General features: G+C 62.3%; 14 protein-coding genes and 2 tRNA genes. 9 read left to right on the plus strand and 7 right to left on the minus strand.

Annotated features, from left to right (window positions below; translation table 11 throughout):
• Positions 1-16 precede the first annotated feature (16 nt).
• Genes Q7P63_15830 through Q7P63_15850 form a run of 5 tightly spaced genes read left to right on the plus strand, consistent with a single transcriptional unit; the run spans position 17 to position 5,305 of the window.
• Positions 17-1,309, plus strand: a complete 1,293-nt coding sequence (locus tag Q7P63_15830; GenBank protein MDP0501564.1) for an efflux RND transporter periplasmic adaptor subunit — start codon at positions 17-19, stop codon at positions 1,307-1,309.
• A gap of 2 nt (positions 1,310-1,311) precedes the next feature.
• Positions 1,312-2,025 carry an ABC transporter ATP-binding protein gene (locus tag Q7P63_15835; protein MDP0501565.1) on the plus strand — a complete coding sequence of 238 codons (714 nt, stop codon included), beginning with the start codon at positions 1,312-1,314 and terminating at the stop codon, positions 2,023-2,025.
• Complete coding sequence (locus tag Q7P63_15840; protein ID MDP0501566.1) at positions 2,022-3,227, plus strand: ABC transporter permease; 1,206 nt, start codon at positions 2,022-2,024, stop codon at positions 3,225-3,227. The genes Q7P63_15835 and Q7P63_15840 overlap by 4 nt, the downstream gene beginning before the upstream one ends.
• Positions 3,228-3,233: 6 nt before the next feature.
• On the plus strand, positions 3,234-3,884 hold the full coding sequence (locus Q7P63_15845) for a response regulator transcription factor (protein MDP0501567.1): 651 nt from the start codon (positions 3,234-3,236) through the stop codon (positions 3,882-3,884).
• The gene (locus tag Q7P63_15850; GenBank protein ID MDP0501568.1) at positions 3,881-5,305 is read left to right on the plus strand and encodes an ATP-binding protein; all 1,425 of its coding nucleotides are present in this window, start codon (positions 3,881-3,883) and stop codon (positions 5,303-5,305) included. Before Q7P63_15845 ends, Q7P63_15850 begins: the two co-directional genes overlap by 4 nt.
• 110 nt (positions 5,306-5,415) lie before the next feature.
• Here the strand turns inward: Q7P63_15850 and leuD are convergent, their stop codons facing one another.
• Both leuD and leuC read right to left on the minus strand, forming a co-directional pair.
• Complete coding sequence (leuD, locus tag Q7P63_15855) at positions 5,416-6,030, minus strand: 3-isopropylmalate dehydratase small subunit (protein ID MDP0501569.1); 615 nt, start codon at positions 6,028-6,030, stop codon at positions 5,416-5,418.
• A gap of 183 nt (positions 6,031-6,213) precedes the next feature.
• Positions 6,214-7,644 carry a 3-isopropylmalate dehydratase large subunit gene (gene leuC, locus Q7P63_15860; protein ID MDP0501570.1) on the minus strand — a complete coding sequence of 477 codons (1,431 nt, stop codon included), beginning with the start codon at positions 7,642-7,644 and terminating at the stop codon, positions 6,214-6,216.
• 155 nt (positions 7,645-7,799) lie between these two features.
• On the opposite strand from leuC, the gene Q7P63_15865 reads away from it, so the two are divergent.
• Positions 7,800-7,876 (plus strand) — tRNA-Met (locus Q7P63_15865).
• On the opposite strand, the gene Q7P63_15870 is transcribed toward Q7P63_15865, so the two are convergent.
• The 5 genes from Q7P63_15870 to Q7P63_15890 form a co-directional block, all read right to left on the minus strand.
• On the minus strand, positions 7,842-8,501 hold the full coding sequence (locus tag Q7P63_15870; protein MDP0501571.1) for a site-specific integrase: 660 nt from the start codon (positions 8,499-8,501) through the stop codon (positions 7,842-7,844). The genes Q7P63_15865 and Q7P63_15870 overlap by 35 nt on opposite strands.
• 22 nt (positions 8,502-8,523) lie before the next feature.
• Positions 8,524-8,598 (minus strand) — tRNA-Gly (locus Q7P63_15875).
• A gap of 106 nt (positions 8,599-8,704) precedes the next feature.
• Positions 8,705-9,301, minus strand: a complete 597-nt coding sequence (recR, locus tag Q7P63_15880; protein ID MDP0501572.1) for a recombination mediator RecR — start codon at positions 9,299-9,301, stop codon at positions 8,705-8,707.
• 9 nt (positions 9,302-9,310) lie between these two features.
• Positions 9,311-9,619: a YbaB/EbfC family nucleoid-associated protein gene (locus Q7P63_15885; GenBank protein MDP0501573.1), complete on the minus strand. Its 309-nt coding sequence runs from the start codon at positions 9,617-9,619 to the stop codon at positions 9,311-9,313.
• Positions 9,620-9,654: 35 nt separating this feature from the next.
• Entirely contained in the window at positions 9,655-9,855 is a 201-nt protein-coding gene (locus tag Q7P63_15890) for a hypothetical protein (GenBank protein MDP0501574.1), read from the minus strand.
• On the opposite strand from Q7P63_15890, the gene Q7P63_15895 reads away from it, so the two are divergent.
• From Q7P63_15895 to Q7P63_15905, 3 genes are read left to right on the plus strand one after another with little or no spacing between them, the layout of a single operon-like run.
• On the plus strand, positions 9,830-10,729 hold the full coding sequence (locus Q7P63_15895) for an AAA family ATPase (GenBank protein ID MDP0501575.1): 900 nt from the start codon (positions 9,830-9,832) through the stop codon (positions 10,727-10,729). The two genes, Q7P63_15890 and Q7P63_15895, sit on opposite strands and share 26 nt — an antisense overlap.
• Before the next feature lie 31 nt (positions 10,730-10,760).
• Complete coding sequence (locus tag Q7P63_15900; protein ID MDP0501576.1) at positions 10,761-11,711, plus strand: hypothetical protein; 951 nt, start codon at positions 10,761-10,763, stop codon at positions 11,709-11,711.
• 9 nt (positions 11,712-11,720) lie between these two features.
• Entirely contained in the window at positions 11,721-12,437 is a 717-nt protein-coding gene (locus tag Q7P63_15905; protein ID MDP0501577.1) for a hypothetical protein, read from the plus strand.
• The last annotated feature ends 59 nt before the right edge of the window (positions 12,438-12,496 follow it).

The following is a 12,496-nucleotide window of genomic DNA, read 5'->3' on the forward strand; positions in this document are numbered from 1 at the left end:
TTCCGCCTTCGCATCCATGACGACGCAATCCGACACCAATCTGGCCGGCATCATCGAAGCCGCCAACCCCAAGCGGCGCTCCAAGGCACGCTACTTCATCATCGCCGCCATCCTGATCGCCGGCGCAGTGGGCTGGTTTATATGGAGCCGCCAGAGCCAGACGCAGGAACCCGTCAACCCTTACGAGACGCAACCGCTCACCACGGGCACCATTTCTCTCAGCGTCACCGCCACCGGCAACCTTGAGCCGACCAACGAAGTGACGGTGGGGAGCGAACTTTCCGGCACCGTGCTGGAGGTCTATGTCGACACCAACGACCAGGTGACCAAGGGCCAGCCGCTGGCCAAGCTCGACACGACCGTGCTGGACCAAACCATCCGCAGCAGCCGTGCCACCTTGCGCTCGTCCGAGGCGCGCGTGAACCAGGCACAAGCAACCTTGAAGGAAGCCGAAGCCGGACTGACCCGCCTCGAAGAGCTGCGCAAGCTGAGCGATGGCCGCCTGCCTTCCACGGCGGAAATGGATGCCGCCATCGCCCGCGCCGACCGTGCCCGGGCCGACCTCCTGGTGGCCGAAGCCGCCGTCGGTGAGGCCGAGGCTCGCGTGCAGATCAACGAAAGCGATTTGAGCAAGGCCGTGCTGAAGTCCCCCATCGACGGCCTCGTCTTGACCCGCGCCGTCGAGCCGGGCCAGACGGTTGCCGCCAGCTTTACCGCGCCCGAGCTGTTCGTGATCGCGGAGAGCCTCGAAAACATGGAGCTGCTCGTGACGGTGGCCGAGGCCGACATCGGGCGCCTCGCGAAGGGCCAGAAGGCGACCTTCACCGTCGATGCCTGGCCGGGCCGCACTTATGAAGCGGAAGTCATCCTCGTGGCCTATGGCTCGACGGTGACGGAAAACGTCGTGACCTACGAGACCGAGTTGAGCGTGTCGAACCCTGATCTGAGCCTGCGCCCGGGCATGACCGCCACGGCCGACATCCAGGTGGCGGCAGCGGAAAACGTCTTTGTGGTGCCCAACTCAGCCTTGCGCTTCGATCCGGTGGCCGCCGCCGCCGCGGTCGCTAAAAAGGATGACGATGGATCGCTGATGCAAAACCTCCAGCCGATGGGCCGCCGGATGTGGCGCCGCGATGGCCCCGGCAACAGCGCCAACGGCGTCGTGCATGGGCGCGGCACGGTGTGGGTGTTGCGCGATGGCGAGCCGCAGGCCGTCCAGGTGCGCACGGGGCTGACCGACGGCATCCAGACCGAGATCATCAGTGACGAGCTGAGCGAAGGCAGCCCGATCATCCTGCGCCTCCTCTAGTCATGGAGCCCGAACCACTTATCCGCCTGAACGGTCTCACCAAGACCTACGGCAAGGGCAACGCCGCGTTCCAGGCGCTGCGCGGGATCGACTTGACGATCAACCGTGGGGAATTCGTCGCGGTGATGGGCCCAAGCGGCTCCGGCAAGTCGACCTTGATGAACATCCTGGGCTGCCTCGATACGCCGACCAGCGGCTCTTACCGCTACGAAGACATCAAGGTGCACGAGTTGACGACCGACCAGCGCTCGCTTTTGCGCCGCCACGCCCTCGGCTTCGTCTTCCAGGGCTTCAACCTGCTCGCCCGCACCAGTGCGCTGGAAAACGTCGAGCTGCCCCTGCTCTACCGTGGCATGTCGCGCAAGGATCGCCACGCGGCCGCCATCGAGGCGCTGACTTCCGTCGGCCTCGCGACCAAGCTGAAGAATACCCCGGCTGAGATGTCGGGTGGCCAGCAGCAGCGTGTCGCCATTGCCCGCGCCATCGTCACCAACCCGATCACCCTCTTTGCTGACGAGCCGACGGGCAACCTCGACTCGACCACGACGGTCGAGATCATGGAGCTGCTGACCCGGCTCAACACCGAGCGCGGTATCACCGTGCTGATGGTGACGCACGAAGACGAGGTGGCCGAATACGCCAAACGGGTCGTGCGCTTCCGCGACGGTCTGATCGACTCCGACGTGTATAACACCCACCAGGCCCTTGTCCCATGATCTGGAACGCCTTTCAAATCGCTCTGCGGGAAATCCGCCGCAACCTCACCCGCGCCTTCCTCACCGTGCTCGGCATCATCATCGGCGTCGCCGCCGTGGTGACGATGGTCACGCTGGGCGATGGCGCCACCGAATCGGTCAAGACGCAGATCTCCAGCCTCGGCAGTAATCTGCTGGTCCTCCGGCCCGGCATGGGCTGGCGGGCTGGCCCGGGCACGCCCCGCTTTACAATGGAAGACGCCGTCGCCATCAAGCGGGAGATACCGGGCGTGGTCGCCGCGGCGCCCATCCGCAGCGGCTCGTTCAGCACCATCTTCCTCGAAAACGCCCGCACGACCTCCGTCAACGGCTCGACGACCGACTATTTCTTCATCAACAAGTGGGATATCGCCGAGGGCCGCTTTTTTACGGATGCGGAGGTGCAGGCGGGCGAACCGGTCGGCGTGATCGGCGATACCGTGCGCAAGGAGCTGTTTGGCGAGGTCAACCCCATCGGCCAGAAGATCCGGGTGGGCAATACCTCCATTCAGATCATCGGCCTGCTCAAGGCCAAAGGTCAGGTGGGCATGGGCGACCAGGACGACAACCTGATCATGCCGATCACCACCGTACAGCAGCGCCTGACGGGACGCTTGACCTCCAACGACGTCAACATGATCAGCATTTCGGCCGCCGACGGCACCAATAGCGACAAGCTGATCTACGAGATCAACTCGCTGATGCGGCAACGGCGTAACCTGCAGCCCAACCAGGGCAACAATTTCAACGTCTTCGATACCCGGCAGATCGCCGACACCCTCAGTGCTTCGACCAAGACCATGACGATGCTGCTGGCAACCGTGGCAGGCGTGAGTCTGCTGGTCGGCGGCATCGGCATCATGAACATCATGCTCGTCAGCGTGACGGAGCGGACGCGTGAGATCGGCATCCGCCTCGCCATCGGGGCGACCGCACACGAGGTGTTGCTGCAGTTTCTGGTGGAGGCCATCACGCTCTCGTGTATTGGCGGGCTCGTGGGCCTTGCCATCGCGCTGGGCTTGTGTAGTTGGCTCTCCGGTCTGATCCAGGTGCCGTTCATCTTTAACATGAACATCAACTTGATCGCGTTTGCCTTCTCGGCGGGGATTGGAGTGCTCTTCGGCTTTGCCCCCGCGCGGCGGGCGGCCAAGCTGGACCCGATCGAAGCCTTGCGCCACGAATAGCCTGCCATGCGCCTGCTGGTAATCGAAGACGACCCCGCCCTGCTCCGCAGCCTTGCCGCCAGCCTGCGGGAGGAAAACTACGCCGTCGATACGGCCGCCGACGGCGAGGAGGGGCTCTACAAGGCGCAGGAGACGGCCTACAACGCCATCATCCTCGACGTGTTGATGCCTCGGCTCGATGGCTGGGGCGTGCTGGCCCGCCTGCGCCCGGAGAACCTCACGCCGGTGCTGATGTTGACGGCCCTCGACGCGACGCCCGACCGCGTGCGCGGCCTTGACCAGGGGGCCGACGATTACCTGCCCAAGCCTTTCGAACTGGAGGAGTTGCTGGCCCGTCTTCGAGCACTCATCCGCCGCTCGATTGGGCAAGTGCACCCCGTGGTGACGATTGGCGACCTGAAGCTCGATACCGCCGCCAAGCGCGTGGAACAAGCCGGGCAAGACGTCCTCCTGACCGCGCGCGAATACAGCCTGCTCGAATACCTGGCGCTGCATCGTGGGCAGGTCGTAAGCCGGGCCGAGCTTTACGAACACCTCTTTGACGAAGACGACGACAGCCTCTCCAACCTGTTGGATGTGCACGTCTCCAACCTGCGCAAGAAGCTGGGGCACGACTTGATCGCCACCCGCCGCGGCCACGGCTACTCCATCCCGTGAAGCATCCTTTCAACTCCATCCGTTGGCGCCTGCAGGCATGGCATGGCCTGCTGTTGCTGGTCGTGATCGCCGGCTTTTGCTACATGTCGTATCAACTGGCGTGGAACCACCAGTCGCGACGGGTCGTGCGGGCGGTGTTCGACCACGAGCGCAGCCTCTTTCACCCGCTGTTCGAAGCAGTCAAGCCCGAGGGTGCCGACGAGGATACGCCGGTCGCCCAGTCGGTGCTGCTGGAGCACCTGCGCGCAGGCACTGTAACGCTGCCGGACGAGGTGTGGACGCGCTTTCAGGGTACGGAGCCCGGCTATGCCTACTTTGTGCTCTACGACACCGACGGCAGCGTGCTCCTGCAGTCCCCCAACCTCCCCGCCCAGCTCGACCCGCTGCCGGTCGGCGAAGCGGGCGAATATGAGGACGACATGCGCACAGTCGACGCGCACCGCGAGATGGCGCGCAACAACCCGCGCGGCGTCAGTAGCATCGTGGGGCGCGACATGGCTCCCGAGATCGACGACATGCACCGCCTGGGCGTGTCGCTGGCCCTGAGCGGCGCAGGCGTCTGGATCGTAGGGCTGCTGGGCGGTTGGTGGCTGGCCGGGCGCGCATTGAAGCCCATCGCCACGATCAGCGAGACGGCGACGCGCATTGCCGACGGCAATCTGGCCGAACGCATCGACGTCTCCGGCGGCAGCGAGCTGCACCAACTCGCCCGTGTGCTCAACCAGACCTTTGCCCAGCTGGACGCCACGTTCGAGCGACAACGCCGCTTCACGGCGGATGCCTCGCACGAGCTGCGCACCCCTGTCACGATCCTGCTGACCGAGACCGAACGCATCCTCAAGCGCGAGCGCACGGCAGAGGAATACCAGGACGCCCTGCACACCTGCCACGAGAGTGCCACGCGCATGCGCAACCTGATCCAGGCGCTGCTCCTGCTCTCCCGCCAGGAAAACGCCGAACCGCACCGCGAAGCCTGCGACTTGGCCAAGCTGGCGGGGGACGTGGTGCGCCAGCACCGGCCACTAGCCGAGGCCCGCCAAGTAACGATCGAGCCCAGGCTGCAGGCCGCGCCCTGCCTCGCCGACCCCGCCGCGCTCTCGATCCTGATCAGCAACCTCGTGGCCAACGCCATCCAGCACCACCGGGAAGGCGGTCGCGTCGAGGTGTCGACCCAGCGCGAGGGCGCCCATGCGGTCCTGACCGTGCGCGATGACGGCCCCGGCATCCCCGCAGACGACCTGCCGCACATCTTCGACCGCTTTTACCGGGCCGACAAGGCCCGCACCGGCACGTCGGGCCATACCGGGCTGGGGCTCGCGATTGCAAAAACGATTGTCGATAAGCACCAGGGCCAAATCGTCGCCACCAGCGAAGAAGGCCAAGGCGCAACCTTTACCGTGCGCCTGCCAGTGGAGGGGTGAGGTAGACTTAAGCCGCAGATGAACGCAAATTCACGCGGATGAGGAGCTACATAAAAAACGACGCGGTCGGGTGACTGCGTCGTGTAAGGAATTGAAGTTGTTCGGGCGCTTTAGCGGCCAGCCGTTTCGGCGATGTAGGGCAGGCCGTTGGCGACTGCCTCGACTTGCTCTTCGCCGTTGATCAGGTCCTGGATCGGGTCCCAGAAGCCGCCGACGAGGGCCTGGCGGTTGGTCTCGCGGATCTCGCAGGGGATCGACAGGTCGCCGAAGTTGATGCGCTGCTCTTCGAGGTTGATGTTGATCGTCAACTCCGGGTCGGCCTGGAGCGCACGCACGAGCGTCTGGATGTCGTCGTGGTTGGCGGACACGCAGGGCATACCGAGCTGGGTGCTGTTGCCGAAGAAGATCTCGGCGTAGCTCTCGGCAATGACGGCGCGAAAACCGGCGCGGTAGATGGCTTGGGGCGCGTGCTCGCGGGAGGAGCCGCAGCCGAAGTTGTTACCGCTGACGAGGATGGTGGCGCCGGCGAACTTCGGGTCGTTGAGCGGGTGCACGCGATCGGTGCCGTCCTCGTTCTTGCGCACGTCGTAGAAGACGTATTCGCCGAGGCCGTCGAACGTGACGCACTTCATGAAGCGCGCAGGGATGATGCGGTCGGTGTCGATATCGTCACCGGGCACGTAAACCGCGCGGCCGGCGATCTGGGTGATCTTGGGTAAGGCCATGGAAATAAAGGGATAAGAGATGGATTTGAACAGGAGTTAAAAGGAGTTAAAAAGAGGAGAGACAGGAGAAAAGTGGTTTATGTCGGATGCGGTAACGCTTCTTTGTGTGCATCGTTGTCTTCTGCAGAAACAACTCCTTTTCACTCTTTTTAACTCCTGTTCATAGATTAGGAGTCTCTTGCCTTATGCGCCGACGGGCTCGGGCAGCAGGCCGAAGACTTCGCGGGCATCGCTGACTTCGCCGGTGATGGCGGCGGCGGCGACCATGATCGGGCTCATCAACAGCGTGCGACCGGTCACAGAGCCTTGGCGGCCCTTGAAGTTACGGTTGCTGGAGCTGGCGCTGAGCTGGTCGCCCACGAGCTTGTCGGGGTTCATCGCAAGGCACATGGAGCAGCCTGCGCCGCGCCATTCGAAGCCGGCTTCGCGGAAGATCTTGTCGAGCCCGAGCTCGATCGCGAGCTGGGCCACGACTTGGCTGCCCGGCACGCAGATGGCCTTGACGCTGGGGTGCACCTTGTGGCCCTGGATGTACTTGGCGACTTCCTTGAGGTCACTCAGGCGGCCGTTGGTGCAGGAGCCGAGGAAGGCCACGTCGATCTTCTTGCCCTTGATCGGCGAACCGCCTTCGAACTTCATGTGCTCGAGCGCTTCGGCGATGCTCTCGCGCTCGCTCTGCGTCTTGCCTTCGGCCACGGCGGGGATGTTCTCGTCGATGAAGACGCCCTGGCTGGGATTGATGCCCCAGGTGACGGTCGGCGCGATGTCTTCGGCGCGGATGTTGACCACGTCGTCGTATTCGCAGTCGGCGTCGCTCGCGAAGGACTTCCAGCGCTCGACGGCGGCATCCCAGGCAGCACCCTTCGGCGAGTAGGGACGGCCCTTGAGGTATTCGAAGGTCGTTTCGTCGGGGTTGACGTAGCCGACGCGCGCGCCGCCTTCGATGGACATGTTGCACACGGTCATGCGCTCTTCCATCGTGAAGTTGTCGAACACTTCACCGGCGTATTCGTAGGCAAAGCCCGTGCCGCCCTTGGTGCCGAGCACGCGAATGATGTGCAGGATCACGTCCTTGGCGTAGACGCCCGGGGCGAGCTTGCCGTCCACATTGATGCGACGGACCTTCAGCGGGCTGAGGGCCATCGTCTGCGTGGCCAGCACGTCGCGCACCTGGCTCGTGCCGATACCGAACGCAATGGCGCCAAACGCACCGTGGGTGGAGGTGTGGCTGTCGCCGCACGCGATGGTGGTGCCCGGCTGGGTGATGCCCTGCTCCGGCCCCACGATGTGCACGATGCCTTGCTTGCCCGTGTGCGTATCGAAGAAAGTAACGTTGTATTGCTCGCAGTTCTTGCGCAGCTCTTCGATCATGGCCTGCGCGAGCGAGTCGGAGTAAGGCTCGACCGCTTCATTGGTCGGCACGATGTGGTCTACCGTCGCGAAGGTGCGGTGCGGGTATTTCACCGTCAGGCCGCGGTCGCGCAGCATACCAAACGCCTGCGGGCTCGTCACCTCGTGGATGAGGTGGGTCCCGATCAGCAACTGGGTCTGCCCGTTGGACAGACGGCGCACCGTATGCGCCTCCCAGACTTTCTGAAACAAACTTTTGCCCATGATAATCGTCCTTTTTGAAAAACTTAGTCTCAATAAAAGCCCCTTTTTGAGACTCCGCAAGCCGAAAATTGAGCCACGTGTCTCAATTAATGCATTTTTTTTCCTTTACACTTGCCAAGCCCTGAAAACCTGTCTTTATCTCTAGTTTTTCTGGCGGCAGGATAGCTCAGTTGGTTAGAGCGAAGGACTCATAAGCCTTAGGTCGCCGGTTCGATCCCGGCTCCTGCTACCATTCCATCCTGCTGATGGTCAGCGACATGCACCGTCAATTTGTGACTAAGCGTGTCAGTTTCAGCGGCTTGCGCTTCTCGACCCGAGAGAACCCGATTGCCAGCCGATGACAGCGAAAGACCACAAAAGTCTGTGAAATCGGTGCATATATCGGTGCAGCTTGCGCCCAGCGGAACGAGCTTTTGCACCGTTGCGGCCGAGGGTAATTGAGACACGTCGGTATAGCGATTGGCCGAAAGATTGGCGTCTTCGTGCCGGGCCAGAAACTGCACCATTTGCGTGGGCACCCCTTGAGCCATAAGCCCCGTGATGTAAGTATGCCGTAGCGCGTGGAAATCCAAGTCGCCTTCAAGCATCCGGTAGACCACTCCCACCGCCTGCAGGTCCTTTTGTAGCCGAGTGGAGTTTGGAATGCGGTAGCGAAGAACGTGATCGGAAGACAAGGCCTCCTTTGGCCTAATTTGACGCAGAATGGAGAGCGTCTCGCTGTCGATCGGGAGCTTCACTTCCTTCTTATTTTTGGTGATCGAAGAGCGGAAGCGCAGATAAGGGATCGGCACATCCAAGTAGACATCACCCCATTTCGCAACCCGTTGAGGATGACAAGGTTTATCCTCGCTCGTCACGCCCTGTCACGGGGCATAGGTATGGTGCGGGCGGAGGGAATCGAACCCTCATTTCAGGCTTGGGAAGCCCACGTATTAGCCTTTATACGACGCCCGCAGTGATGCGGTGGGACAAAGAGGGCAGCGTGGGGAGTGAAGGCTGGTTTGGCAAGCGGGAAAGTGTTGAGAATGATGGCCAGCTTCCCTTCTGCGCTTGAGTGATCTTACTCGTAGCGGCGTCGACTTTCGAGGGCGCTGCGGAGGGTAGAAGCATCGGCCATCGTGACCCCTCCCCCACTGGGCAGGCCGAAGCCAATTCGCGTCACCTTCACGCCCGCCGGGTCGAGGATCTCTTCCTGCAGGTAATGGCAGGTGGCCTCGCCTTCCACGTCGTTGCCGAGGGCGAGGACGACTTCCTCTACCTGGTCGCGCTGGATGCGCTCGGCGAGATGGTGCAGGTTCAGGTTTTCCGGGCCAACCTGGTGGAGGGGCGAGAGCTTGCCGTAGAGCACGTGGTAGCGGCCCCGATAGGCGGAGCTGCGCTCGATCGCCATCAAATCGGGCACGTGCTCGACGATGCAGAGCAGGTGGGCATCGCGCTGCGGGTTCTGGCAAATGGGGCAGAGCGGCTCTTCCGCCAGGTTGCCACACTCGGTGCAGCGTTGGATCGTTTCGCTCGCCTCCTGCAGGGCTGCGAGTAGCGAGGGCAGGTCTTGCGGGCGCTCGACGAGCAGGTGCAGGGCCACGCGCTCGGCCGAGCGATGGCCGAGGCCTGGCAGTCGCTTGAGCAGTTGCTGGACTCTGTCGAAGCTCGGCGTCATGCGCCGGGGCTAGAACATGCCCGGCAGGCTGAAGCCGGAGGTGATGGCGCTCATCTTTTCTTCGCTCTGGGCCTTGCTGCGGTTGACGGCTTCGCGCACGGCCTCGGTGAGCGTTTCTTCGATCAGCTGGCGGTCTTCCTTCAGGAACTCGGGATCGAGCTGGATCGCCTTGATCTCCTGCTGGAGCGTGATCTTGATGTTGACCGCGCCGCCGCCGCCGGAGACCTCGATCACGGTCTGCGCCATTTCATCTTGCAGGGTTTGCAGTTGTTGCTGCATCTTGGCAGCCTGCTTCATCAGTTTTCCGACTCCGACCATAAGTGCGCCAAGGATTTGGGAGGGTTTGGCCAGAGTCAAGCTTCTCGTCTCAAGGTATGATAATCAATGATTACGGCAAAAAAAACATTGCCGAAACGGTGTTGTTTGCCGAAATAAAAACCGGGTTTCATCTTCGGCTTGTTATTCTGTTGATCAAACAAACTCCGGCCGTCAGACTGCGCTGAACACTTACTCGTCGCGTGCTTATCCATGGCTCCTCGCAAGATCAGCTTCATTAACTATAAAGGTGGGGTCGGAAAGACCTCCTGCATTGTCAACGTCGCTGCCTGTCTCGCCGAAATGGGCAAGCGCACTCTGCTGGTGGACTTGGACACCCAGTCCAACGCAAGTATCTGGCTGATGAGGCTGGAGCGTTGGAACAAGCTCAACCTCAACGGGCAGGGATCCGTCTTTTCGATCTTCGAGCCCGCTCAGGAGCGGATCAAGGACATCATCGTCAAGGACGTGGTGATCGACCGCTCCGGCAACCAGATCCTCCCGGGCCTCGACCTGCTGCCGACCAGCTTCAACCTGATCGACGTCGAGCACGAGTATCAGCCCAAGGACGGTCGCCCGCCCTACGTGAAGTTCCAGGAGCAGCTCGCGGAGGTCGAAAACGACTACGACTTTATCTTTTTCGACTGCCCGCCCAACGTGTTGCGCGCCTCGCAGTGCGGCCTCTTTGCCTCCAACGAGGTGTATGTGCCGTCCAACCCCGACGCGCTGAGCCTGATCGGCTTTACGTTGCTGACGGGCAAGCTGTTGCAGTTCAACGAGCGCTCGGCCAGCTTCCGCCGTAGCGGCATGGGCAAGCCGGCGCAGATCCAGGGCATCCTGTTCAACGGCATCAAGGCCAACATGGACATCGAGGTACCGAAGATGCGCATGCAGTTCCGCCTCAACCAGTTCCGCAACCAGAAGAAGGTCTCGGCCAACGCGAAGATCTTCGGAGCCTCGATCCGCGATGCAGTCGTGGTGCGGCGCGCGGTAACCTTGGGCCTCCCCGTCGTCTCCGTCGGCCAGTCGCCGGGTACCGACGGGGTGTTGAGCGATTACAAAGCCTTGGCGCGCCAGATCATGCGCCACGGCACGACCTCTTCCGCCCTTTAACCCCCTGCCCTAGCAGCCGATTCCTTTCATTATGGAAAACAGCCCCAGCGGTGTGACCAAACAGGAGTGGGATTCCGTCCGCGAGCGCTTCAAGAGCTCGATGATGGTGGGAACCGAAATGGCCAAGCTGGCCTCGAACGTCGACCGCGTCTGGCCCCTCAAGGGGCGCGACGAGGTGCCGCTCAAATACCTGCCGCTGACGCTGGACGAGCTGCTGATGCTCCCGGGGATCGCCGAACACCCCAAGCGGGTGCGGCTGATGATGGACATTTTTGAGGAGACGATGGCCTTTGACGACCCCTTCGGCGAAATGGCCGAGCAGGTCGATTCGTCTTCGCGCCACGACGACAAGCCGCTCAAAGTGCTGAAAGACCTCGAGATCCCGCGCGAATACCCCGTCGATCTCTGCAACATTTCCGCCGAAACGCGCAAGTTCTGTCAGGACGAAGACATCAAGACCATCGGCGACTTCCTGCTCTTTGCCCAAAACATGGCGCAAAACGTCGTGGTGGGCGGAGACTTCCGCACCATGCTCAACGGCTTTACCAGCCAGGACGAGAAGGAGATCGCCAAGTATCTGCCCAATCGCCCCGGCTTCCCCGGGCTGCACCTGCCGGAAGCGTTCGGCCATATCGCCCGCTCCCTCAGCCCCGAGCAGTTTGTCTACATGCTGCAGCGCTTTGGTGGCAAGCCGACCGCCGAGCAAAAGCAGTTGCGCGAGCTGAGCCAGGAAGAAGTGACTGCCCTCGACGAGCGCTTCAACACCCAGAAGCACAAGCTCTTTGCCTTCTTCGAGAAGGAATCGCTGGATGTGCTGACCGTCCTCAAGGAGGGTGGCTCGCGGCAGGAGCGCTACTTTATGGTGCTCAACGACCCGCAGCTCGAAATCGTGGCCATGGGGGTCGCTCGGATCATGACGGGCGAAGCCGGAAGCGGAAAAGCGCGCAAGAAGGGCTTTTTCGCCCGCCTTTTTGGCCGATAATGGCTTATTATGGCTTCCGAGCCAAAAGGTAGGATCCTTTTTCGCCCCATTCTCGAAACGCGCCCCGGCGATACCATCAAGCCGGGAGATATCGCGCATATCCCGGCGGCTCCACCGCCTGGGCCAGGCACGCCACCGACGATCGACGCTATCATCCGGCGCACCCGCGAAGCTGCCCGCCGTTGGCGCTACCGCAGGGGAGAAGATTTGCCCGCAGCCGAAGGCGATCTGCCCGACCCGGATGACCTCGCCCAGCGCGAGCGTGAGCTGAGGCAGCGCGAATATATCGTCGCCGAGCACCAGCGCGAACTGGAAGAAGACCGCATGCTGCTGGCCGCACGCGAGCAACAGTGGCAGCGGCGCCTCGAACAGCAGCGCCCGCCCGGCGCCGATCAGGGGCGCCTGCAAGAGCTGCAGCGACAACTCCACAGCGTCGAACGCCGCAACCAGGAGCTGGAAGAGGCGTTGCAACTGGCCACGCAAGCCGCCCTGGCCGAGGCCACCAGCGCGGGCGACTCCGACATCATGGCCGAGCGCGAGGCCTTCATCGAAGAAAGCGAAAACGCTCTTTTTGAAAAAGCGATGGAACTGCAGGAGCTGGAGACACAGCTCGCGCACATCATGGACGAACTGAAGGCAGTGGCGGAAGAGCTGGGTGTCGACTGGGCCACTTTAGCCGGAGCCCTTAAGCTGCCCCAATCCGACGCTCCCGGAGCGGACGAATAGCCGTGCACAACAGCGGCCAAGGGCGTCGTTTTGCAGTGCCTGCCAGAGCGTAAAGGCGC

It is taken from the genome of Verrucomicrobiota bacterium JB022, assembly GCA_030673845.1.
Taxonomy (GTDB): Bacteria; Verrucomicrobiota; Verrucomicrobiia; order Opitutales; family Oceanipulchritudinaceae; genus WOUP01.